Genomic DNA, 24,178 nt, shown 5'->3' on the forward strand with positions numbered 1-24,178 from the left:
GCAGATGTGGCGGGTGGGCCACATCTGCGACCTGCGGGGCGTCGAGCTCAACTCAGGTGACGGGCAAGGTCGGTGGAGCGACCGTCGGGCACCGGCCGTTCACGCTGCTCTCTAGGGCGAGGGTGCGTCGAGGCGGCTCAGCGGTTGGTCCGGAGTCTCTGCGGCGGCCGCCAACAGCCGCACCCAGCGTGTGAAGAGGGCCTCGATCGTCGGCCGTTCGAACACATCGGTGCTGAACTTGACCAATCCCTCCAGACCGGCGGGGGTGCCGTCGGCACTCCGGCGTTCGGTCAGCCCGATGGAGAGGTCCTCGTGTGCGGTTCCCGCGTCCACTGGGACGTCCCTCACCTGCAACCCGGGTGGCTCGAACTGGTCTTCCGGGAGGTTCTGCAGCATGAGCATGACCTGGTAGAGGGGGCGTTGGGCGAGGGATTGTGTGGCGTCGTCGCCCGCCACCAGATGGTCGAAGACCACGTCCTGGTGTGCGTACGCTGCCAGTGCGTTGTCGCGGACCTGCTCGACGAGTTGGGTAAAGGTCGGATCACCGGAGGTGTCGGTGCGCAGGACGAGGATGTTGACGAAGTAGCCGACGAGGTCGTCGAGCGCCTGGTCGGTGCGACCGGCAATGGGGGAGGCCACGGGGATGTCGGTGCCTGCGCCGATCCTGGTCAGCAGCGCGGCCAGACCCGCGTGCAGCACCATGAACAGACTGGCGCCGGAGCGGCGGGCCAGCTCGGTGAGGGCCGTATGCACGTCCGTGTCGATCCGGACCAGGATGTCGGCACCGCGGTGTGAGATGGCGGCGGGGCGTGGCTTGTCGTACGGGAGCTTCAGTTCGTCGGGCATCCCGCTCAACGCGCGTGCCCAGTGGGCGAGCTGGCGGTTCTGCAGGCTCTCGGGGTCGGCTGGGTCCCCCAGCAACCGCCAGTGCCACTGCGTGTAGTCGGCATACCGCACCGGCAGCGGCTTCCATACGGGCTCCTCGCCCCGGGCGCGGGCGACGTAGGCGGTCGTCAGGTCCCGGGTCAGCGGCGCCATCGACCAGCCGTCGGCTGCGATGTGGTGGACGACGATCAGCAGCACGTGCTCTGTCGGCCGGAGGGCGAACAGTTCCGCACGCAGCTGCGGTTCGGCGGCCAGATCGAACGCGTAGCGGGCGGCTTCCGTCAGCCGTTCCGGCAGCTCCTCCTCACCGATCGCGGTCATATGCAGCCGTGGCCGGGCCGCTTCCGCGTCGAGTACGTGCTGGATGGGCTCACCGTCTGCCTCGGGGAACACTGTGCGCAGGGGTTCGTGCCGGGCCACCACATCGGCCAGGGCCCACTCCAGTGCCCTGTTGTCGAGCCGACCGGTCAGCCGCAGTGCCAACGGGATGTTGAACGTGGGGCTGGGCCCCTCCAAGCGGTGCAGGAACAGCATCAACTGCTGCCCCGACGACAGCGGCATCCTGTCGGGGCGCGGCATGGGAGTCAGCGGGCTGCGCGCGGGCTGCGCGCCGCCGTCGAGGCGCGCCGCCAAGTCGGCGACGGTGGGAGCTTCGAACAGGGCGCGCACGGTGAGCTCCGCGCCGAGTGTGCCCCGGATGCGGCTGGTCAGCCGGGTCGCGAGCAGCGAGTGACCGCCCAGCGCGAAGAAGTCGTCGTCGACGCCGACGTCGGACACCCCCAGCACCTCGGCGAACAACTCACACAGCACCTGCTCTTCCGGCGTACACGAACCCCGACGCACCCCCGCGGCAGCGGTGGCATCCGGGGCGGGCAGCGCGGCCCGGTCCAGCTTCCCGTTCGGCGTCAACGGCAGCGCGTCCAGCCGCACGAAGGCCGCCGGCACCATGTGGTCGGGGAGTCGCTTGCGGAGGAAGGTACGCAGCTCGGCCGGAGCCGCCTCAGCCCCGGGAACGGGCACGGCGTAGGCGACCAGACGTACGTCGCCGGGGCAGTCCGCACGGGCGACCACGGCGGCCTGGGCGACCTGCGGGTGGAGGGTCAGCGCCGTCTCGATCTCGCCCGGCTCGATACGGTGACCGCGCACCTTGACCTGGTCATCGACGCGGCCGGCGAATTCGAGCCACCCCTCAGGGCGTCGGCGGCACAGGTCGCCGGTGCGGTACATCCGCGTCCCCGGTGGCCCGTACGGATCGGCGACGAAGCGCGCAGCGGTCTGCCCCGGCCGACGCAGATAGCCGCGCGCCAAGCCCGCACCGGCCACATACAACTCGCCGACCACGCCCGGTGGCACAGGCCGCAACGCGCCGTCCAGCACATAGGCACGAGCGCCCGGGACCGGCAGCCCGAGCAGCGGGGTGGCCGCGTCGTCGAGCCGTGCGCGTACGGCGTCCACGGTGCATTCGGTCGGCCCGTACATGTTGTGGGCCGTCAGTCCCTCCACAGCCCGCAGCTCCTGCCACAGCCGCGCGGGCAGCGCCTCGCCGCCGAGGACGGCAACGCTCGGCCGCCATCGCTCGCTCGTGAACAGTCCGTGCTCGATCAGAACCCGCATATACGAAGGTGTGACGTCGACGGAGTCGATCCGGTGGCGGAGGAGCCAGGTCGCGAACCGGTCGCCGTCGGCGTAGGTCGCACCGTCGGGCACATGCAGTTCGTGTCCGGTCATGAGGGCCGCCAGCTGGGCCCAGGAGGCGTCGAAGGAGACCGAGGCGGTCAGCGCCACCCGCAACCGTCCCCTTCCGGCCCGCTCGGCCGCGGGGGCGAACACCTGCTCCCCGTACTGGGTCACCGTATCGGCCACGCCGGCGTGCCGGGCCACCACGCCCTTGGGTTCGCCGGTCGTCCCCGAGGTGTAGATCACGTACGCCGGGTGGTCGGGCAGCAGTCCCGTGTTCGGGTCGGCCTCGGACTGCGCCGCCAACTCCCGGGCGGTCTCGGGTGCGTCGAGCAGCAGGTGCGGCAGACGGGAGCCGGAACCCACCGCCTCGACGGTGGCCGTATCCGACAGCAGCAGCACGGGTCGCGCGTTCTCGAGCATGCGCGTGAGGCGGGCGGGCGGATGGTCGGGGTCGAGCGGGAGGTACGCGGCACCGGATTTGAGGACGGCGAGGATCGCCACGATGAGGTCGGCCGAACGCGGCAGAGCGAGGGCGACGACGTCCTCGACTCCGACACCGCGAGCGGTCATGGCATGGGCGAGCCGGTTGGCCCGGACGTTCAGCTCACCGTAGGTGAGGGCGGTTCCGCCGGCCACCACGGCGACCGAGTCGGGAGCGGCGCTCACCTGCTCGCGGAAGAGTTTGGGGAGGGTGCGTGCGGGCCCACGCGTCGCCGTGTCCTTCGCGGTCCCGCCGAGGGCGCGGTGTGTCTCGTCGGCTGACAGGACGTCGATATGGCTGATCGGCCGGTCCGGGTGCCGCACGGCCGCTTTCAGCAGCCGCGTCCAGCGCACGGCGATGTCCTGGACCGTGGTGTGGTCGAACAGGTCGGTGGCGTACTCGACCTTCCCCGTCAGACCCAGGCACTCGCCGTCCCCCGAGTGCTGCTCAGAGACGACGATGTCCAGGTCGAACTTGGCCGTCGGCGTCGCCACGGTTGCGGCGGTGGTCTCCAGACCTGGGAGGGAGAACACGTCGGCCTCGTCGGTGTCGATGGAGAACATCACCTGGAACAGCGGGTGCCGGGACGGTGACCGGGCCGGGTTGATCGCCTCCACCAGGTGGTCGAAGGGCACCTCCTGATGGGCGAAGGCGCCCAGTGCGGTCTCACGAACGCGTTCCAGTAGCCGGCGGAAAGTCGGGTCGCCAGAGGTGTCGGTGCGCAGGACCAAGGTGTTGACGAAGAAGCCCATCAGATCGTCGAGGGCTTGGTCGGTACGTCCGGCGATGGGGCTGCCGACGGGGATGTCGTCACCCGCGCCGAGCTTGGTGAGCAGGGCGGCAAGTCCCGCGTGCAGCACCATGAACAGGCTGACCCCCGAGCCGCGTGCCAGCTCCGTGAGAGCCGTGTGCAGTTCCGCGTCGAAACGGAGGGGGACGTCAGCGCCGCGGTGCGAGGCGATGGCCGGGCGGGGCCGGTCGGTGGGGAGCGTGATCTCGTCGGGCAGGCCGGCCAGCGCTCGCGTCCAGTAGCCAAGCTGACGGCTCAGCAGGCTGTCGGGATCGGCGGTGTCGCCCAGCAACTGGCGCTGCCACAGCGTGCAGTCGGCGTACTGCACCGGCAGCGGCGCCCACCCCGGCTCCTCCCCCCGGCGCCGAGCGGCGTACGCCGTCGCCAGGTCCCGGGCCAACGGCGCCATCGACCAGCCGTCGGCCGCGATGTGATGGACCACGAGCAGCAGCACATGCGCCGTCGGGCTCACGGCGAAAAGCTCAGCGTGCAGCGGAGGTTCGACACTGAGGCCGAAGATGTGCTGAGCGGATTCCGTGAGCCGCGACGGGAGGCTCTCCTCGTCCACCTCGACGACCGGAAGCAGCGGACACGCCGCCCGGGCCTCCAAGACCTGTTGCCGCGGAACGCCTCCGACCTCCGGATAGACGGTGCGCAAGATCTCGTGCCGGGTGACGACATCCAGCAGCGCCTGCTCCAGCGCGGCCCGGTCGAGCTCGCCGGAAAGCCGCAGCGCCAGGGGGATGTTGTACGTCGCGTCGGGTCCCCGCATACGTTGCAGGAACAGCAGCCGCTGTTGCGCGTACGACAGCGGTACGGGATCGGGTCGTTCACGGGCGGTCAGGGCGGGGGGCTTCTCCGCCGCGCTGTGCAGCCGGGCCGACAGCCGGGCGACGGTGGGTGCTTCGAACACCGCGCGCAGATCCACGCCGGTGCCGAGGGTGGCCCGGATGCGGCTGCTGAGGCGGGTGGCCAGGAGCGAGTGGCCGCCGAGTGCGAAGAAGTCGTCGTCCACACCGACGGCGGGCACCCCCAGCACCTCGGCGAAGAGTTCGCACAGCACCTGTTCGTCCGGCGTACGCGGCGGGCGGCCGGTAGCCGCGGTCGTGGTGACGGCGGGCGCGGGCAGCGCGGCCCGGTCCAGTTTGCCGTTCGGTGTCAGTGGCAGTTCCTCCAGCACCACGAAGGAGGAAGGCACCATGTATTCCGGCAGCCGGTCCCGCAGATGGGCGCGCATCGACGCGATATCCGCCTCCGCCCGTGAGGCAGGCACCACGTAGGCCACCAGACGCCCCTCCCGTACCTCGACGGTGGCGGAAGCGACGTCGGAATCACCGACAAGTGCGGCCTCGACCTCGCCGGGTTCGACACGGTGACCGCGTACCTTGACCTGCTGGTCGCCGCGTCCGGCGAACTCCAACAGCCCGTCGGGACGCCACCGGGCCAGATCACCGGTGCGGTACATCCGCCTCCCCGGAGGGCCGAACGGGTCGGCCACGAAGCGCTCGGCGGTCAGCCCCGGCCGCCTGAGGTAACCGCGCGCCAGCCCCACCCCCGTGATGTACAGCTCACCCACGGCGCCGGGCGGTGTCGGGCGCAGCGCGCTGTCCAGCACATGGACGCGGGTGGCGGGGATCGGCGTACCGATCGGTGGCGGGTTGTGGGCAGATGTGAGCGGATCGCTCATGGTCGCGCACACGGTGGCCTCGGTCGGTCCGTACGCGTTCACCATCCGGCACTTCACGGACCAGCGTGCCACCAGGCTCGCCGGACATGCCTCTCCTGCTACCACGAGGGTGCTCACGGAGGACTGTGTTTCGTCCACTGCCGCGAGTGCTGAAGGCGGCACGGTCACATGGGTGATCGACACATCCGGATCGGTGAGGGCTGCCAGCGGGTCGTCGGTGGGCGGGAGCACCAGGGTGGCCCCGGTCAGCAAGGCGGTGAACAGCTCCGATACGGAGGCGTCGAAGCTGGGCGGGGCGAACTGGAGGACGCGGCTGTCGGCGTCGATCGCGAAGCGCTCCGCCTGGGCAGCGACCAGGTTCGCCACGCCGGTGTGGGTGACGACCACCCCCTTGGGCCGGCCGGTCGACCCCGAGGTGTAGATCACGTACGCCGGGTGGAGCGGGTCCACCACGATTCCCGGGTCGGTGTCGGGACGGCCCTGTGCCAGTTCGGTCACCGTCCGCGGATCGTCGATCATGAGGGTCGGCCGCGCGTCGGTGAGCAGATACTCGATCCGCGCCGCCGGGTACGCCGGGTCCACCGGCAGGTAGGCCGCCCCTGCTTTGAGCACTCCCAGGATCGCCGCCACCAGTTCCGGGCTACGTGGCAGAGCCAGGGCCACCACGTCCTCGGCCCCGATTCCCCGCGCGATGAGCGCGTGCGCGAACCGGTTGGCGCGCGCGTTGAGCTCGCCGTAGGTGAGGGTCGTATCAGCGACGCGCACCGCCACCGCGCCTGGTGTGCTGCGCACCTGCTCCTCGAACAGCGCCGGTACGGGAACGGCAGCAGCTCCGCGCGCCGGTGTTTCCGCGTCGCCGGTCAAGCGCCGGCGTTCGTCGGCCGAGAGGAGATCGAGCCTGCCGACCGGGAGACTCGGGTCGAATTCCGCCAGGTCCGCCAGCAGGCGCAGCAGCCGCCGCTGGTGGTCCGCGAGGGCCGCGTCGTCGTACACCTCGGGAGCGCCGCGGAGTTGCAGTTGAGGGCCTTCGTCGTCCCGGCGGTCCCACACGGCGATCATCAGGTCTGCGAACAGCCCGGCGGAGGTCTGGTGCGCGGTGCACCGGTGGCCGTCGAAGGTGAAGTCGTAGGGGAAGCCCATCAGATTGACCACGGGCGAGAACGCCGTACCGGCGGCACGGGGCAGGCCCAGCTCGCGATGCAGGTCCTCGCCGCGGTAGCGCTGGTGCGCCACCGCTTCCCGCACCCGGTCGTCGACTTGGGCCAACAGGCTGCCCAGCGACATGTCGGGCCGCACGGTCAGTCGCAGGGGAACGCCGTTGGCCAGCATTCCAGGCGTCGTGCGCGAGACATGGTCAGGACGGCCCGAGACGGCCAGCCCTACGACGACGTCCCTGGTACCGGTCAGCCGGTGGATGTAGAGCGCCACCGCCGCGATCACGAAGCGGTTCTGGGTGATGTCGGCGCGCCGGGCTGCCGCACGCAGGGCCTGGGGGCGCAGGAAGCGGTGTACCTCGGTTGTACGGGCAACCCCGGTAGCCGGGTGGTGGGAGGGCTGTTCTGTTCCCGGCACGCCGTGCTCCGCTGGCCCGAAGCCGAGGCGGGGCGGAATCGCCGCCGCCCGCTCCCAGCCTGCCAGTTGCCGGGCCCAGTACTCCCGGTCCTTAGCGCACTCCGGGGACTCCCGGTACTTCTGATCCGCCCGGGCCAGGTCCGACAGCGGGCCGAAAGGGCTGTGGCCCGTCCGCCGGCCGCGGGCCAAGGCGGTGTACACATCCGCGGTCCTGCGTGCCACGAGGGAGCGGCCGAAACTGTCCATGACGGCGTGGTGGTACGTGTGGGACCACCAGAACCGGTCCGGCGTCAGTTGGAGCAGGGCGAAGCTGAACAGCGGGCCTTCCGCCATATCCATGGGCCGGGCCAGGTCCTGGGCGATCCACGCGCGTGCGGCGGCCTCCGGGTCGGGTTCGTCGCCGACCTGGACGACCGACAGTGACCAGGGCAACTCGGGTTCCAGGAGCTGTACCGGGCCGTCGTCACCCAGCACCAGACGGACCCTCAGCGCATCGGTCTCCGCGACGACCTGGCGCAGCGCCGCCTCGAACACTGCCGGGTCGACCGGTCCGCGGATCTCCAGGTACTCCGCGACGCGCAACGCGGCGCCGGCCTGTGGAGCGTGCTGCTCGGAGAACCAGACCTCGCGCTGGGCGGCTGTCAGCGGCAGAACCTCCGCCGACGGATCCGCCTTGTGCTGCGCGACCGATGCCGGACCGTCCTCCACAGCGGCAAGCTCATGACGGGACACGGGGCAACCTCCTGCAATGTTCCGACGACCTCCACCCACGCTCCGCACCCGACGGCGCCGAGCCGGCCGACGGGCACAAGCAGACGCCCGCCGATCGTTCGGCGGACGGCACCGCGTCCGGTCGACAGAACGACAACTGGCATGCGTGTGCTGCCCGTCGGCGTGACCGGTTCTGTTCAGCGGGCTCATCGTGCCAGCCGGGACTGCACGCTCCGGCCGTGGAAGATCGCTCCTACACAAAGGGATGAAATCCTGCTGCCGAGGCATGGTTGCGCCGACCGGCGCGCTGCTCCAACTCCCGTCGATGCGCGGCCAGTTCAGCGTGGTCGGACATGTGGGGGATCTCCCGGGAAAGGGGAAAGGTGCCGGCACCGGAGACGTTGTCCGGTACCGGCACCTTCCGGTGTGCGGCGGTTCGGCTCAGGCCGCGACCGCGGCGGGTTCGTCCGCGACAGTCAGCAGATCCGTCAGCGTGACCCGGGCGCGGGCCACGCGTGAACGGACGGTGCCCACCGGGCAGTCGCTGACCTTCGCTGCCTCCGCGTACGGAAGGCCCAGCAGTTGGGTGAGGATGAACGCCTCCCGGCGCTCGTCCGGCAGCGAGCCCAGCAGTTCGAGCAGCGCGATGCCGTCATCGAAGCCCGGCAGATCCTGCGGTTGCGCACGTTCGATGGCCATCTGCCAGTCGGGGACGTCCGAAAGCCGGGGCCGTACGGCAGCATGCCGATAGCTGTCGATCACCGCGCGCCGGGCGATGGACAGCAGCCACGCGCGGGCCGACGAGCGGCCCTCGAAACGGTGCAGGCTGCCGAGTGCCCGCAGGAAGGTGTCCTGCGCCAGGTCGTCGACTGCCTGGGGGTCGGCGCACAGGTGGGCGATGTACCGCAGGACGTCGCGGTGCAGGGCACGTACGAACAGCTCGACGGCTCGGGGGTCGCCGCCACGGGCGGCCAGCGCCCATGCCGTGATCGACTCGTCGGCCGATGTCCTTTCGGCGTTGTCGGGTTTCTCGTACGGCGTGGTCAAGGCAGGAGTGATCACCTGATGTCCTTCTCAGTCATCCATGACCCGGACCGGTGGCAGCACGCGGGCGCGGAACGCGGACGCGGAGAGCGCCGACACGGTCCGGTGGGAGTCGAGACGGCCGCATGGCGCTTGCGCGCGTGCGACCGGGGCCCGAGGTGCGCAGGGGCTGCCTCGGGGTGCCTGCTGTCTCAGACGACAGCCGCCGTCGCGGGCGGCCCCCGGGAGGTGATGGCGTGATGGAGAAGGAGAAGGCTCGGTGCCCGGTCCGAGCGACGGCGAGCCGCGCGGACCCGCGGGCGGTTCGGGGTGAGGGGCGCGGCGAGCAGCAGTCGCAGCGGCGCGGCCAGCCATCCGGCGACGGCCCGCAGTATGCGGAAGGCGGCCTTTTCGCCGTATGCCAGCCACAGACCGCACAGCACGGCGGCCAGCAGGTGAGCGGCCAGCATGCCGAGCGACCAGGTGCCGCTCGCGGAATGGCCCATGTGACCCATGTGCTCCATGGATCCCGTGGGGGCGGCGCCCATGTGCCCCATGCCGGTGGACGCGGAACCCGTGGCGTGGTCCATCGCGCCCATGTGGTGCCCCATATGCATGGAGGCCCCGCGGGACGCCGGTTCCGGCGGTGCCGGAGCGAGTGACTGGGCGAGCGAGAACGCCGAGTGCAGCAGCGCCTGCGCGGCGACGACGACCGTCACGACCGTCGGCAGCCCGCGCTCGCGGCCTGCCAGGTACCAGCCGCCCGCACCGGTCACGGCGGCACCGGCGGCCAGCGCCCAGGCGGGTACGTCGCTGCCGGACATCAGGACGTGTCCGAAGGCGGCGACCAACACGCAGAGGGCCGCGAACATTCCGGCCCTAAGCGTGCGAGAACCCCACCCGACAGTCATCGCGCCTCATCGTCGCATCCGGACAGCGGTGGTCGTACGGGGGTACGACAGCCGTACCGGTCCGGTATCCGCTGCCCAGTGTGGCGGGCGGAGAGCAGCAGCACGCTGGAGGCTCCCTGGAGTGCACCGCGGAACTGTGCGGTCACTCGTCGCGCGCGCTCGGCGGGATCACCGTCGCGGTCGTCCTGACTGCCCCGCTGTGCTTGAAGTGCAGCGTGAACCGCACCACGTCGCCCGGGCGCCACTCCGGTCCGGCCGACAGCGTCACGTCCACGGAATGCGGGTCCATGGACAGTTCGCTCCTCGCAGGCACCGTCGCCGACGCCACGCTGTCCTTGTAGGGGGCGCCGCTGCGGGTGGTGCGGTGCCGGCTGAGGGCGATGCGTGCGCTCGTGTCGGGAGAGGTCACCTCGACCAGTTCGTCCACCGCGTCGCCGGAGTTCTCGATGTCGAAGAACGCGGCGGTCTCGGTGGTGTTCCCGTACGGCAGGAGGACCTGTCCGCGCGGTACGTCGATCCGGGCGGGGCTGCCCGCCTGGCCGGTGGCGGCCCATGCCGTCAGCCCGCCGAGGGCGATGCCGCAGGCGGCGACGGGAGCGACGCCGGCCCGCAGCGCTTCGGCCACCCGGCGGCGGGACGGTCTCCAGAGGTGTTCGCTCACCGGAGGCCCCTCCTCGCGTGCGCCGGTGCGGGCTGCCAGGCGCGCAGCCGCAGGCTGTTGCCGACGACGAGCAGCGAGCTGACCGACATCGCCGCCGCGGCGAGCATCGGGTTGAGCAGGCCGACCATGGCGAGTGGCACGGTCACCGCGTTGTATCCGAAGGCCCACCCGAGATTGGTGCGGATCGTGCCCAGCGTGCGCCTGGCGAGGCGGACCGCGTCGGCCAGCGTCTCGATGTCGCCACGTACCAGCGTCACGTCCGCCGCGCCGATCGCCACATCCGTGCCGCTGCCCATGGCGATGCCCAAGTCGGCGCCCGCCAGGGCCGCGGCGTCGTTCACACCGTCGCCCACCACCGCGACCCGATGGCCGCGCTCCCTCAGCTCCCGTACGAGAGATGCCTTGTCCTCGGGAGTGCAGCGGGCGTGCACTTCCTCGATTCCCAGTGTCGCCGCGATGGCCCGGGCAGGCGCTTCCCGGTCTCCGGTGGCGAGTACGAGGTGCACACCGAGGCGTCGCAGCCGCTCAGCTGCCCGGAAACTCCCCGGGCGCACCACGTCACCGATCTCGAACAGGGCCTCGGCCACGCCGTCCACCCGGATCAGCACGGCGGTGTGCGCGGCGGCCTCGGCCTTGGCCAACGCCTCCGTCAGGACGGCCGGCAACTCGCCGTCCGGGGCGAGGGCCTCGACCAGCCGGCCGGCGACGCGACCGCGTGCTCCCCGTCCGGGCAGCGCGCTGAACCCGCTCACCTCGGGCAGGGCCCCGCCGGTGCGGGACCGCCGGGCGGCGGCGGTGATCGCGCGGCCCACCGGATGCTCCGACCCCTGCTCGACGGTGCCCGCCAGCGACAGCACCGCCTCCTTCCCCAGCCCGTCCGGTACGGCGGTGACCCGGGCGACGCTCATCCGGCCCGAGGTGAGGGTGCCGGTCTTGTCGAGCACCACGGCGTCGATGTGCTGAAGCCCCTCCAGCGCCTGCGGACCGCTGACGAGGACGCCCAGCTGTGCGCCCCGGCCGGTGGCGGCCATCAGCGCCGTCGGCGTCGCCAGGCCGAGCGCGCACGGGCAGGCCACGACGAGTACCGCGACGCTCGCGGTCACGGCCGCCTGGGGCTCGGCCCCGGCACCGAGCCAGAACCCGAGCGCCGTGGCCGCCAGCGTCAACACCACCGGCACGAAGACACCCGCCACCGAGTCGGCCAGTCGCTGCGCGCGGGCCCGGCCTGCCTGTGCCTCGGTCACCAGCCGGGTGATACGGGCGAGCTGGGTGTCAGCGCCGACGGCCGTGGCCCGTACGAGCAGCAGCCCGCCGGCGTTGACGGCGCCACCGACCACGGTGGAGCCCGGCCGGATCTCGACCGGTTCGCTCTCCCCGGTGATCAGCGACAGGTCGACCGCCGAGCTGCCTTCCACCACCTCGCCGTCGGTGGCGATCCGTTCGCCGGGACGTACGACGAAGTCCTGGCCGATGCCCAACTGCTCGATCGGAACGAGACGTTCGCAGTCGCCGTCGCGGATCGAGACCTCCTTTGCCGCGAGCTGTGCCAGCGACCGCAGGGCCACGCCTGTCCCCCGCCGGGCGCGTGCCTCCGCATACCGTCCCGCCAGGACGAACAGCGGCACCCCGACTGCCGCCTCCAGATACAGATGCGCGGCGCCGCCGGACGCGGAGGGAACCACGCTGAACGGCATCCGCATCCCCGGCTCGCCCGCGCCCCCGAGGAAGAGCGCGTACGCGGACCAGGAGAAGGACGCCGCGACGCCCAGCGACACCAGGGTGTCCATGGTCGCCGCGGAGTGCCGCAGGCCGCGCAGCGCCCGCTGGTGGAACGGCCACGCGCTCCAGGAGGCGACAGGCGCGGACAGTACGAAGCACAGCCACTGCCAGTTCCGGAACTGGAGTGCGGGCACCATCGACAGCACGAGCACCGGCACCGCGAGAAGCGCGGTGCCCACCAGCCGGTTGCGCTCCAGCCGGGCGTCCGCGGATTCCTGTTGGTCCTCTTGGTCCTCCTCGCGCCTCTTCCCCGGGGGAGGTTCGGGCAGGGCGGCTGTGTATCCGGCCTGCTCTATCGTGGCGAGGAGTTGTTCGGGCAGAACGCCCGCCGGATGACTCACCCGGGCCCGCCCCGTGGCCAGGTTGACGGTCGCCGTGACCCCGTCCAGCTTGGCGAGCTTCTTCTCCACGCGGCGCACACAGGCCGCGCAGGTCATCCCGCCGACGGTCAGATCGGTCGTCATCAGCGCGACCACCGGCTCCACGCTCATCGGCCGCCTCCCCCGTGTCCGTGTTCCATACCGCCGCCCCCTCCGCCGTCCGGCTCGCCGCCGGTGCCCGACCCGGTGCCGTGCATACCGGGCGCCACCGGCCCGGCCACGGAGCCGACGGCGTACGACGCCGCGAACACCAGCGCCAGCAGCAGAAGGAAGCCGCAGAGCGCGGGCGGGGGCAGCAGCTTCCGTGCTGTCGCACCCGTGGCGGCAGCTGTCGCGCCCATGGCGGCAGGAGATCGTCGGGGCTCGTCCATGAGCGCCTCCCAGATCGCGTCGTACGGTCGGCCGGTTTGTCGGTCGGCCGGGTTTTGTCGGTCGGCCGGGCTTGTCGGCCGGTTGTCGGCTGGCCCGGTTGTCGGCCGGTCCGGTGCCGACCGGTTGCCGGCCGGTTGTCGGCCCGCCCGGGCGAGGCCGTACCGCTTCATGGGTCGGGCCGAGGCGGTGCCGAGTTCCGGGGCATCGGTGTGCGGCGCGTCACGCCGCGCGGGTGTGGCCGGTGTGGCGGGTGTCACCGTTCCTTCCGCGCCGGTGCTCGGAACTCCGCCCGCTCGTCCGCCGACTCACTGGGACGGCCCCTGCTCCGCGTTCCGCCGGGGCCGTACCGCAGCGCCGCGCCTGGAGACGTACGTACGGGTAGTGGCTGCCGCTCCGGGCCTGGTTCGGGGAGCTGCACCGCAGTCTTCAGCGGGGCCAGGTGGGCCGTAAGTACAGTGAAATCACGGCCAGTTGGCTGTGGGTGGAGGTCGCCGCCCGTCTGATGCTGTGGACCGGGACCCCGCCGCGCCGTGACCGTACCGACTTCGGCGGCCGGGCCGCACCTTGTACGGGTCGGCCGAGATGTGGGGCAGCCACGGCATGCAGGTCAGCCGCCGACGTGGATGCCGGGTCGCTGGTCCGGGTCGGGTTCGTTGCTGCGGATGATCTCGCGAACGACCGGTGCGGTGTCGCCGCGGCCGAGTAGGAAGTAGCGGAACATGTGCCGCAGCGGGCTGCCTTCGGCCCAGGCGAAGTAGCAGTGCGGACGGACGCCGGTGGCATCGCGCAGGGCGAGCAGAATGGCGGCGATGGCGTTCGGGGCTGCGGGGGCTTCGGCGCGCAGAATGCGGTAGCCGTCGACCTCGACACCGTGTATCTCCAGGGTGTTGCTGAAGTCCGATGGGTCGACCACGTCGATCTCCAGGAACAGCACATCGGCGGGGCCGGGAACGGGGTTGGTTCCGCGCTGCTCCCGCTCCTTGAGGTCGTACTCGGTCCGGTCGCCCGCCTGGCGCCGGTTGGCGATGATGTTGATGGAGTTGTCGTAGGCGAGGGTCTCGCTGATGAACCGGCGGGCTGCCGGGTCGAAGACGATGCGGTCGGCGCGCAGTTCTGTGGTGCGGGAGACCCGGGAGACGAGTGACACGACGATGATGCCTGCGATGAAGAAGCCGGAGATGGCGATGCCGTCGGGCTTGTCGACGATGTTGTAGACCAGCGCGTAGAGCAGCACCGCGGTGAGCAGGGCGAACCCGACGGCCATGACCTTGCGCCCGTTGCGGGCGACCGAGACGGTGACCGCGAAGGCACCGGAGACCATCATGGCGAGAATGCCGGTCGCGTAGGCACCGGCTTGGGCATCCACGTCGGCGTCGAAGGCGATCGTGATGCAGACGCAGACGGCGGTGTAGACGAGGACGACCGGCCGTACGGCGCGTCCCCACTCCGGTGCCATGCCGTAGCCGGGCAGATACCTGGGGACGATGTTCACCAGCCCCGCCATCGCGGACGCGCCGGCGAACCAGAGGATGAGGATGGTGCTGATGTCGTAGACGGTGCCGAACGCTTCTCCGACGTGTTCGTGCGCCAGCCAGGCCAGGGCACGGCCGTTGGCGGCGCCGCCGGGTTCGAACTCCTTGTGCGGGATGAGGACGGTCGTCACGAAGCTCGCGGACAGCAGATAGACGCTCATGATGAGCGCGGCGGTGGTCAGCAGCGCGCGGGTGTTGCGGATCCGCGAGCGCAGCCGCTGCTCGGCATCGGCGCCCGCCGCGGAGACCAGCGGCATCATGCTGACCCCGGTCTCGAAGCCGGAGAGGCCCAGTACGAGCAGCGGGAACGCCAACAGCGCCGGGCCCATCAGGTCGCCGAAGCCGCCGCCCCCTTCGAGGAGCGCGTCCGACCAGTCCGTCAGGGCCCCTTGGGTGGTGAAGACGTCGATGAGGCCGACGGCGATGATGACCGCGTTCAGCACCAGGAAGAGGACGACCAGCGGGATGGCCACGCTGACCGCTTCGCTGAACCCGAGGAGGAAGACGCCGCCGAGCACCAGCAGCAGGGCGACCGTGAGCGCGACCTCGTGGCCGTGCAGGGCCTGCGGGAAGAACGGGTTCTCCACGACGTGCACGGAGGCGTCCGCCGTGGACAGGGTGATCGTGATGATCCAGGAAGTCGCCACGAAACCGAGGAGGACCAGCACGAACAGCTTGCCCCACCAGAACGGCAGCAGGTCCTCCAGCATCGCCACCGACCCGGCACCGCGCGGGCTCTCCCGGGCCACGTGCCGGTACATGGGCAACATCCCCAGCAGGGTCAACGTCACGATCAGCAGCGTCGCCAACGGAGATACCGCCCCGGCCGCCAGGGCTGCGATCGCGGGCACATAGGCCAGGCTGGAGAAGTAGTCGACACCCGTCAGGCACATCACCTTCCACCAGGAATGTGGTTTGGCGTGCCCTTCGCCGGCTGCCGGACCGACCGGCTCCACCTGATGACGCAGCAGCCAGCCGGCCAGTCGCCCGGTCGGCCGGCTCCGGAGAGCGGGACTGTCCACCACTTCGGGCACAGCCGGCCCGTCCGCTTCCGCCATTTCCGTCTTCAGCCCTTCTTGCCCGCCGAGTGCACCTGTCGCCGCGGTCACCGCCTGCGGGTACCGCGCGATCACCGAGTATGCGCCGCACCGACGGCACAGTGGTGTACCGGGGCCCCCGGCACGCGACACAGAGGCGCGGCCGCCGAGGTCCGACGATGAGCACCGCGGATTGACCGCCGCGCATGTGACCGGCACGCGCCGTGCTGCTGGCCGCTCTGGCCGCAGTCGATGCTGACGAACGCGTACGGGCGACGCTGCGGCACGCGCCATAGCGGCAGAGGCAGCGGTTCGCGGCCGACATGCGTGCCGAGTTGGTCCCCATCCGCGTCGCTCGTGTACGGCGTGCAACAGCCGCACCACCGCCCGTGCAGTGCGGGCTGGTGACTCGCTGTACTCGGTTTTCGCTGCACCGTTGTCCGTCCGGTGCTCAGGCCGTGAAGATTCTCTCTCCTGGCGACAACCTCGCCCTCTCCCCTCCCGGAGCAGGGTGTGCTCCGCGTAGGCTCGCGCGTCGGCGAGGGGCTCGGCGATCACATATCGGGGCAGCTCAGTAACGGTTCGCAGCCGGATCCTCGCCTCAGTTGCCGAGGGCGCGCGCATCGGAGCCCGCGCCCGGCCGCCCCGGACCTTCGGGGCCCACCCACCTGTCCGACAGCGGCGCGCCGACACAGTCACATCGCCGGGGGACCGATGGCCGCTGTGCCCGTCTGGCATGTCACCGAGTACGCCCAGTCGCGACCAGCACCGAGCACCGAACGGGGAGACCCGCATGAGGAAGAGCAGGGGAATGACGGAAGCCCGCCCCAGCGAGGGCTCCGGCGGCGCGGAGTCCGGCATACCGCATGCCTCGTCCCGGCCGGGCGAGGGCGTCCGGCAGCGCGGTAAGCGGCGCGCCGTCGGCCTGGTGGCCGCCGTACTGGTCGGTGGAACGGCAGCGGGGACGCCGGCCGTGGCGAACGATGCCGCGGCCGCCACCGAGCGCTCCCGGGCCGGGGACGCACGGGTGGCGTGCACCTCGGACAACGGCGAGCCGGCGCACCGGCTGTCCAAGGCCGTGGCCGGCGCTCTGGGCAAGCATCACAGCACGGCGGCGGTCGCGCTCTACGACCGTTCGTCCGGCACCTCGTGCACGTATCGGGCGGGTGCCGCGTACGACTCGGCGAGCGTGGTGAAGGCAACCCTTCTCGGTGCGCTGCTGCGGCAGGCCCAGGAGGACCACCGCAAGCTCACCCCGCGCGAGAAGAAGCTCGCAACCGCCATGATCACCAAGTCGGACAACGACGCAACCAGCACCCTCTGGCGCGAGGTCGGACGCGGGAATGTGCAGCACTTCCTCGATCTGGCGGGCATGAAGCGCACCGAGCCGGGCCGGAAGGGCTACTGGGGCCTCACCCGGATCACAGCCGGCGACCAGGTGAAGCTGCTCAAGCTGCTCACCTCAGACAACAAGGTGCTGAACGCCAAGTCCCGCGCGTACGAGCTCCGTCTGATGAACGAGGTCACCGCCGACCAGCGCTGGGGCACCCCCGCAGGCGCCCCGAAGGACGCCACCGTGCATGTGAAGAACGGCTGGCTGTCCCGCGACACGCACGGCTGGCGCGTCAACAGCATCGGCGCCTTCACCGGAAGCGGCCACGACTACGGGATCGCGGTGCTCTCCCAGGACAACAAGACCATGGCCGACGGCGTCGAGAGGATCGAGACCGTGTCCCGGGCGATCCACCGCGAACTGACCGCCGACAGCACCCGCTGAGCCGAACGTCGACCGGCAGCAAAGTCCACGGGAATCGGAGACTTTCTCCGGCAACGGCTCGTCGCGTCGGCACTACGCACGGCGGCCCGGCACCGCGCACGCCGGCCCGACGGCGCGGCGCGTCATGACCGCCGGTGCCCCTCCGGCCGGCCCCCGGGTCCGGCCGTGCCCCCGGGGCACCGGCGACTGCAGCGGGATTCCACCGCCTCGCGGGTCAGGGGCGGGAGCCCGCCTCGATTCCGTCGAGCAGGAATTCCAGCCCGAGCCTGAAGTTGGCGTCCCAGTCGTCGTCGGCGATGTAGTTGTTCGCGGCGACGGTCGGGTACTGCTCGCGCCGGCTCTCCAGGTACTGCTGTCCCATCCGGGTCTCCTCCGCGGACAGTTGCAGGCTGGACTGGGTGGCGGTGGCACCCATCACATGGTTGTAGAGCGCCCATGTCGCCGCGTTGAGCCGCTTGCCGGTCAGTCCCGCGCGTACCAGCGCGGTCTGGAGGAATTCCATCCACGCCAGGAAGTTGGGCCCCATGAGCGGCCGTTGACGTGCGGGCACGGTGGCTGCCCAGGGATGCCGGAGCATCGCCTTGCGCCAGTCGTTGACGAGGGCCGCGATGTCGTCGCGGGCGCTGTCGGCGTGCCGGTCCGGGACCTGGGTCTCCCCGAAGATGGCGTCGACCGCGAGGTCGACGACGTCGTCCTTGGTCGCCACGTGCCAGTACAGCGTCGTCGCGCCCACCTGGAGCCGTTCGGCCAGCCGCCGCATCGTCAGCCGGTCCATGCCCTCGTCGTCCAGCAGCGCGACGGCCGCCTCGACGATACGTGCCCGGGTCAGCGGGGGTTCGCCCTTGTTCTCCCGCGAGGGCCGCAGCCAGACGTTGCCGACCTTCCCGCCGGAGCGGCTCTTCGTGCGCTCTTTGTCTGCGATGACGTCACCTCCGAAATCGCGCGGCTCGGACCCGGCACGACAGTCCGCGCCGAGTGTGCACTGGAGTCTCGCATGTCCTGACTCCCGGTCCGTACCAGGTGGCTGCCGCCCCCCGGCCGAGTCGCGTCCCACTTTCTGAAAAATTTCCAACACCCCGGCTGACCAGGGCATTTGGCGCTCCGGGGGGCGCCCTCCCGGGGCGTCCACAGCCACCTTTCGTCATGTCCCGCTGCGCTGAGTTGTAGTACAGTCACTGCTCACTAGACCAACGTTCGAGATACCCGACCATAGTGCGAGTGACTGTGACAGACATCAAGCAAGAAGCCCCGGCTCCTCCCGCTCAATCGACAAAACGCTGGTGGACTCTCCCCGTGGTGAGCCTTGCTCAGCTGATGGTCGTGCTGGACGCGACCATCGTGAACATCGCTCTTCCGTCGGCCCAGCAGGATCTGGGCATGACGGACGCCGACCGGCACTGGGTGATCACCGCTTACGCGCTGGCCTTCGGCGGCCTGTTGCTCGTGGGTGGCCGGGTGTGCGGGGCCCTCGGGCACCGGCGGGCCTTCACCCTCAGCCTGATCGGCTTCGCCGTGGCCTCCGCTCTCGGCGGCGCGGCGAACTCCGCCGGCATGCTGTTCGCCGCCCGCGCGGGACAAGGCGTCTTCGCCGCTCTGTTGGCGCCGGCCGCGCTGTCCATTCTGATCCTGACGTTCACCGACGGACGTGAACGCGGCAAAGCATTCGGCGTCTTCGCCGGTGTGGGCGCCGGTGGAGCGGCGCTCGGCGTAGTGGCGGGTGGCCTGCTCACCGAGTACGCGGACTGGCGCTGGTGCCTCTACATCAACATCCCCATGGCCGCGCTCGCGCTGCTCGGCGTACCGCTCATCAAGCGTGACCGGCCCAGCGGAACCCTGCGCAATCTGGACGTCCCCGGAGTGCTGCTGAGCGTGGCCGGGCTGGTCTGCCTGGTCTACGGCTTCACCCAGGCCGAGCCGCACGGCTGGGGCGACCCCAAGGTGCTGGCCCTGTTGATCGGCGGCATCTTCCTGCTGGGGCTGTTCGTCCTGGTCGAGGCCAGGACAGGGCATCCGCTGCTGCCGCTGCGCATCCTCGCCCACCGGACGCGGGGCGTCGCCTTCGTCTCCGTGTGCGTGATGTTCATCGCGATGTTCGGCTTCTATCTGTTCGTCAGCTACTACACGCAGACGATCCTCGGCTACTCACCCGTCAAGGCAGGCATGACGCTGCTGGTGAACGCTGTCTGCACCACCATCGGCGCGATGCTGATCGCCGGGAAACTGACCGGACGCGTCCATGCGAACGTGCTGATCGCGGGCAGCCTGCTGTCCTCCGCACTCGGCATGCTGATCCTCACTCAGCTCGAAGTGGACAGCTCCAACGTCTTCGCCGCCTATCTGACCCCCTCGATGATCCTGACCGGTCTCGGTCTCGGCTGCCTGCTGGCGGCGGCGACCAACATGGCGACGGTCGAACTCGGTTACGCCGAAGCGGGTGTCGCCTCGGCGGCGTACAACACGGTGCAGCAGGTGGGCGCCGCGTTCGGTACCGCCCTGCTCAACTCGATCGCCACCAGCGTCACCGGTGACTACCTCGAGGAGCACGGGGCCGGACGGGAAGCCGTCAACGCCGGAACGGTGCACGGTTACACGGTGGCGCTGTGGGTGGCGTTCGGCATCCTCCTCGCCGGCGCACTGGCCGTCGCCTGCTTCTCCCAGCGCCGTGACCGTACTCCCGAGCCCGAGGCCGCTCTCGAGGCCACGCACTAGGTCGTCACACTCCGCTCAACCCGGACCAACCAGCCAGGCCGCCCCCAGCCGAAGAAGGAGAAACAAGGCCCATGGACAAGGCGCAGCTGCCCCCCACCGCTGCCGAGGGTTTCGTACCCGTCATCGATTTGTCCGCGAAAGACACGGCCAAGGAACGCGCCGCGATCGCCACCGCGATCGACCAGGCGTGCACGAGTTCCGGTTTCTTTGTGATCACCGGTCATGGTGTCCACCAGGACCTCATCGACCGTATGTTCACGATTACCAGCGACTTCTTCCATCTCCCCGACGAGGAGAAGGACCTCGTCGCGCATCGGCCGGGGGTGTCCGGCTACCGGCGGACGGGCGGTACGACCGCCCTCAGTCTCGACCAGGAGACGCCGCCCGATCTGTGCGAGGCGTTCGCGGCGCATGTGACCGGTGAGCTGAGCGACGAGGAGCGCTGCAAGCTCGGCGATCAGTGGGCCACCTGGACGCTGGCGAACATCTGGCCCGAGCGGCCCGCCGGTTTCCGGGAGGTGTGGCAGGAGTACATGGCCGCCATAAGCGATCTCGCGGCGGACCTGATGCGGTTGTTCGCGCTCGCGCTGGAGCTGGAGGAGGACTTCTTCGACGACAAGTTCGACCACCACGGCTCATCCGTCGCCGTCAACTACTACCCGCCGCAGCTCCAGCCGCCGCTTCCGGGACAGTGGCGGCGCGGTCCGCACACCGACTTCGGCAGCCTCACCATCCTCTACCAGGAGGACGACCGCGGCGGCCTCCAAGTCCTCCAAGGCGAGAACACTTGGCGCGACATCGCCGCCATCCCCGGCAGCTTCGTCGTCAACATCGGCGACCTCATGGCCCTGTGGACCGGCGGACGCTGGGTCTCCACCATGCACCGCGTCATCAACCCCCCACACGGCGACACCACATCCCGCCTCACCATCCCCTTCTTCTACCTCCCCAACCACGACGCCACGATCGAACCGCTGCAGCAGTGCGTGGACGCGCACAACGGCCGCCCACAGCACCACAACCGGGTGATTGCCGGGCAGTGGATGTCCCGCAAGATCCAGAAGATGTTCGCCGGCGCTCCGTAACGCGAGGAGCGCGTACCCGACCCCGATTCGTTGCCGAGGTGCACTCCCCCGTATACGCACCTCGGCAACGGATCGGCTTTCAGCCATTAGTGGCAGCGGTTTCCGGCCGATAGGAACGCGTAAAGAAAAGCACGGCAGACCGGCTCGGCCACCTGGGCGGGACTGAGGATGAGTTGACATATTCGGCCGCCGGACGTGGCGACCCGCAGTCGGGCGGACCTACCGTCAGGGCGAGACATCACTTCCTGGGGGTAGCCGCGTAAGCCTCGGGAATGCGGAGGAAGGAAAATTCGTGAGCACTGATCAGTCGACCGCCACGGTGACCGATGGATTCGTCCCGGTCATCGACCTCTCCGCGCGTGGAAGTTCCACGGGGCGCGCCGCGATTGCCGAGGCGATCGGGCAGGCGCTGCGGAATTCCGGGTTTTTCATCATCGTCGGGCACCAGATTTCTCCGGAACTCATCGACCGTATGTTCTCGGTGACGAACTCCTTCTTCAAACTTCCGGAGGAGGAGAAGGATCTGGTCGCTTCCCGCCCGGGTGTGTCCGGATACCGCAGGGCCGGCGGCACGCTGGCGCGCAGCCTGGACCAGAAGACACCGCCCGACCTGTGTGAGACCTATGCGGCGCATGTGACCGGAGAGCTGAGCGACGAGGAGCGCCTCAAGCTCGGCGACCAGTGGGCGAGCTGGACGCACCGGAACGTGTGGCCGAAGAACCCCGCCGGATTCCAGCAGGCGTGGCGGGAGTACATGGCCGCCATGAGCGAACTGGCCGCCGATCTCATGCGGTTGTTCGCCCTCGCGCTGGAGCTGGAGGAGGACTTCTTCGACGACAAGTTCGACCACCACGGCTCATCCGTCGCCGTCAACTACTACCCGCCCCAGCTCCAGCCGCCCCTCCCCGGCCAGCTCCGCCGCGGTCCGCACACCGACTTCGGCAGCCTCACCATCCTCTACCAGGAGGACGACCGCGGCGGCCTCCAAGTCCTCCAAGGCGAAGACAACTGGCGCGACATCGCCGCCATCCCCGGCAGCTTCGTCGTCAACATCGGCGACCTCATGGCCCTGTGGACCGGCGGACGCTGGGTCTCCACCATGCACCGCGTCATCAACCCCCCACACGGCGACACCACATCCCGCCTCACCATCCCCTTCTTCTACCTCCCCAACCACGACGCCTCCATCGAGCCGATGCGGCCTTTCACTGATTCTTCCGCTGTGGAGCGGTTCGACACCGTGACCGTCAGCGACTGGGTGTCGCGCAAGGTCCAGAAGATATTCTCCTGAATTTCTTCGGAGTTGACAGATCCATCGCCCTCACATAGTCCGCCGGCACAGCCGCACCTAGGGTCGAAGAAAAGCACAGAGTCCGGCTCCGTAGAAAGGCAAGGGATGAATCAGAAGAGCGTCCACCACGACAGGATCAGCGAGCAGTACCAGGCTTCGAGCACGCAGTACGACAACGTCAAGAATCTGCCGTACGCCTTTGTGGAGCGGGAGACGCTGCTCTCCGGAATGCCGGACCTCACCGGGAAGCGCGTTCTGGATGTGGCGTGCGGCACCGGTTTCTATTCCCGTATATTCAAGCGGCTCGGCGCCGCGACGGTCGTCGGTGTCGACATCGAGCAGAGCATGGTCGATGTGGCGAGCCGTATCGAGGAGGAGCAGCCGCTGGGGATCTCGTACCAGGCGGTGGACGCCGCGGAACTTCCCGTGCTGGGAGAGTTCGATGTCGTGGCACCCATCTGGGCGTTCGTACACGCGAAGGACACCGCGGAATACCAGGCCATGGTGGAGCGGTGCGCCGAGAACCTGGTGAGCGGCGGCACGATGGTCGCGCTGTGCTCGAACCCGGACATCGACCTGGAGAAGATGTCCGTCTATCCCCGCTACGGGCTCTCCATCACCCCGAAGGAGAAGCACGGCGACCTTCAGGTCATCCACATCGAGATGGACGTCGAGCCGCATGTCGGTTTCGACGGTTTCTTCTGGCCGCCCGGCACCACGGAGGAGGCCATGGAAAAGGCCGGACTGGTGGACGTCAAGCGGCACCCGAATCGCGCGCCCGGGCACATCGCCGGTCTGTCCGAGAAGGGCTACTGGGCCGATTTCGTGGCCAACCCGCCGTTCGCCCTCTACACCGCCACCAAGCCGTAACGGGAGGGCGGAAACCGGACGGGTGGCACACTCTCGAGACGGAGAATCGCATTGAAGCTCGCTGTGTTCGGAGCAAACAGTTCCACCGGGCGGCACCTGACCGAGCAGGCGCTCGCCGCGGGGCACACGGTGACCGCGGCCGTACGCCGGCCCGAGGCCTTCCCCCTCACCGATCCGCAGTTGCGGGTGTGCGCCGCGGACGTGACCGACCAGGCGGCGGTCGAGCAGGCGGTGGCCGGCAACGAGGCGGTCATCTCGATCCTCGGCGTCCCCTACGGACGCCAGCCGGTGACGGTGCTGTCCCGGGGCATCACCCACATCACCGACGCGATGGCGCTGCACGGCGTCAAGCGGCTGGTCACGGTGACCTCGCGGCTGCTGGCCGTGCACGCGCCCCGGTCGGCGGGGGAAAAGCCGCTCTACGAACGGTTCATGTACCGCAGGGTCCTCTATCCCTTCCTGACCACCCTCGGCCGCACCCTCTACGACGACATGCTCCGCATGGAGCAGATCGTGCGCGCGACCGAGCTCGACTGGACCATCGTCCGGCCGTCCGCGCTCTACAACACCGACGTGCTCAGCAACTACCACTTCGGTCCGCCGGAGTCGCCGGGGCTCTACACCTCCCGTATCGATCTCGCCAATTCTCTGCTGCGTGAGGTGACCGACAACTCCTATGTGCGCTCGGTGATTTCGGTATTCACCACGGAGGGGGTGCCGACCTTCGGTGACGTACTGAAAAAGGAAGTCATGCGCATCGGCTCCTGGGACCATAAGTAGGATTCGAGCCGCACGCGCGACGACGACACCACCTGGAATGGGTGGTGTCGTCTCCGCGCGCGTTTGTGACCCGCGTTCCCCGCGGCCCCGGCCCCGGCTCGATCCGAACCCAACTCCAAAACGGCGTGGTAGGACTGGAACAGATCTGAGACTTCGACCAGGCGA

General features: G+C 69.8%; 14 protein-coding genes. 6 read left to right on the forward strand and 8 right to left on the reverse strand.

The genetic code is table 11. The annotated features are described in order from the left end of the window. Positions 1-111: 111 nt before the first annotated feature. The 7 genes from ACQEU8_RS04500 to ACQEU8_RS04530 form a co-directional block, all read right to left on the reverse strand. Positions 112-7,827: an amino acid adenylation domain-containing protein gene (locus tag ACQEU8_RS04500; protein WP_433097023.1), complete on the reverse strand. Its 7,716-nt coding sequence runs from the start codon at positions 7,825-7,827 to the stop codon at positions 112-114. 420 nt (positions 7,828-8,247) lie between these two features. Continuing rightward, positions 8,248-8,868 carry a sigma-70 family RNA polymerase sigma factor gene (locus ACQEU8_RS04505; RefSeq protein ID WP_433097025.1) on the reverse strand — a complete coding sequence of 207 codons (621 nt, stop codon included), beginning with the start codon at positions 8,866-8,868 and terminating at the stop codon, positions 8,248-8,250. 173 nt (positions 8,869-9,041) lie between these two features. Then, the gene (locus ACQEU8_RS04510) at positions 9,042-9,740 is read right to left on the reverse strand and encodes a hypothetical protein (RefSeq protein ID WP_433097027.1); all 699 of its coding nucleotides are present in this window, start codon (positions 9,738-9,740) and stop codon (positions 9,042-9,044) included. 142 nt (positions 9,741-9,882) lie between these two features. Next, a complete protein-coding gene (locus ACQEU8_RS04515; RefSeq protein ID WP_433097029.1) occupies positions 9,883-10,401 on the reverse strand; it encodes a copper chaperone PCu(A)C in 519 nt (172 codons plus the stop codon). Continuing rightward, the gene (locus ACQEU8_RS04520; protein WP_433097031.1) at positions 10,398-12,671 is read right to left on the reverse strand and encodes a heavy metal translocating P-type ATPase; all 2,274 of its coding nucleotides are present in this window, start codon (positions 12,669-12,671) and stop codon (positions 10,398-10,400) included. The genes ACQEU8_RS04515 and ACQEU8_RS04520 overlap by 4 nt, the downstream gene beginning before the upstream one ends. Next, on the reverse strand, positions 12,668-12,931 hold the full coding sequence (locus ACQEU8_RS04525) for a hypothetical protein (protein ID WP_433097033.1): 264 nt from the start codon (positions 12,929-12,931) through the stop codon (positions 12,668-12,670). The genes ACQEU8_RS04520 and ACQEU8_RS04525 overlap by 4 nt, the downstream gene beginning before the upstream one ends. 608 nt (positions 12,932-13,539) lie before the next feature. After that, the gene (locus ACQEU8_RS04530) at positions 13,540-15,522 is read right to left on the reverse strand and encodes an amino acid transporter (RefSeq protein ID WP_433102139.1); all 1,983 of its coding nucleotides are present in this window, start codon (positions 15,520-15,522) and stop codon (positions 13,540-13,542) included. A gap of 772 nt (positions 15,523-16,294) precedes the next feature. Here ACQEU8_RS04530 and ACQEU8_RS04535 point away from each other — a divergent pair. Then, entirely contained in the window at positions 16,295-17,278 is a 984-nt protein-coding gene (locus tag ACQEU8_RS04535; protein ID WP_433097035.1) for a serine hydrolase, read from the forward strand. Between the two features lie 214 nt (positions 17,279-17,492). Here ACQEU8_RS04535 and ACQEU8_RS04540 read toward each other — a convergent pair whose 3' ends face one another. Next, complete coding sequence (locus tag ACQEU8_RS04540) at positions 17,493-18,200, reverse strand: TetR/AcrR family transcriptional regulator (RefSeq protein WP_433102141.1); 708 nt, start codon at positions 18,198-18,200, stop codon at positions 17,493-17,495. 392 nt (positions 18,201-18,592) lie between these two features. Between ACQEU8_RS04540 and ACQEU8_RS04545 the strand changes: the two genes are divergently transcribed. From ACQEU8_RS04545 to ACQEU8_RS04565, 5 genes are all read left to right on the forward strand, one after another. Then, positions 18,593-19,987: an MFS transporter gene (locus ACQEU8_RS04545; RefSeq protein WP_433102143.1), complete on the forward strand. Its 1,395-nt coding sequence runs from the start codon at positions 18,593-18,595 to the stop codon at positions 19,985-19,987. Positions 19,988-20,058: 71 nt separating this feature from the next. Further along, positions 20,059-21,072, forward strand: coding sequence for an isopenicillin N synthase family dioxygenase (locus ACQEU8_RS04550; RefSeq protein WP_433097037.1), 1,014 nt, complete (start codon positions 20,059-20,061; stop codon positions 21,070-21,072). Positions 21,073-21,364: 292 nt separating this feature from the next. Then, positions 21,365-22,363 carry an isopenicillin N synthase family dioxygenase gene (locus tag ACQEU8_RS04555; RefSeq protein WP_433097039.1) on the forward strand — a complete coding sequence of 333 codons (999 nt, stop codon included), beginning with the start codon at positions 21,365-21,367 and terminating at the stop codon, positions 22,361-22,363. A gap of 105 nt (positions 22,364-22,468) precedes the next feature. Further along, entirely contained in the window at positions 22,469-23,233 is a 765-nt protein-coding gene (locus tag ACQEU8_RS04560; RefSeq protein WP_433097041.1) for a class I SAM-dependent methyltransferase, read from the forward strand. 51 nt (positions 23,234-23,284) lie between these two features. After that, positions 23,285-24,013, forward strand: coding sequence for an NAD(P)-dependent oxidoreductase (locus ACQEU8_RS04565; protein ID WP_433097043.1), 729 nt, complete (start codon positions 23,285-23,287; stop codon positions 24,011-24,013). Positions 24,014-24,178: the final 165 nt, after the last annotated feature.

Origin of the sequence: Streptomyces sp. CA-250714, from assembly GCF_050936705.1 — a bacterium.
GTDB lineage: Bacteria > Actinomycetota > Actinomycetes > Streptomycetales > Streptomycetaceae > Streptomyces.

Bases quoted from the DNA above. Each gene is read 5' to 3' on its own strand.
- ACQEU8_RS04510 (WP_433097027.1), bottom strand. From the start codon at position 9,740: ATGACTGTCGGGTGGGGTTCTCGCACGCTTAGGGCCGGAATGTTCGCG.
- ACQEU8_RS04520 (WP_433097031.1), bottom strand. From the start codon at position 12,671: ATGAGCGTGGAGCCGGTGGTCGCGCTGATGACGACCGATCTGACCGTC.
- ACQEU8_RS04525 (WP_433097033.1), bottom strand. From the start codon at position 12,931: ATGGACGAGCCCCGACGATCTCCTGCCGCCATGGGCGCGACAGCTGCC.
- ACQEU8_RS04530 (WP_433102139.1), bottom strand. From the start codon at position 15,522: ATGGCGGAAGCGGACGGGCCGGCTGTGCCCGAAGTGGTGGACAGTCCC.
- ACQEU8_RS04535 (WP_433097035.1), top strand. From the start codon at position 16,295: ATGAGGAAGAGCAGGGGAATGACGGAAGCCCGCCCCAGCGAGGGCTCC.
- ACQEU8_RS04545 (WP_433102143.1), top strand. From the start codon at position 18,593: ATGGTCGTGCTGGACGCGACCATCGTGAACATCGCTCTTCCGTCGGCC.
- ACQEU8_RS04550 (WP_433097037.1), top strand. From the start codon at position 20,059: ATGGACAAGGCGCAGCTGCCCCCCACCGCTGCCGAGGGTTTCGTACCC.
- ACQEU8_RS04560 (WP_433097041.1), top strand. From the start codon at position 22,469: ATGAATCAGAAGAGCGTCCACCACGACAGGATCAGCGAGCAGTACCAG.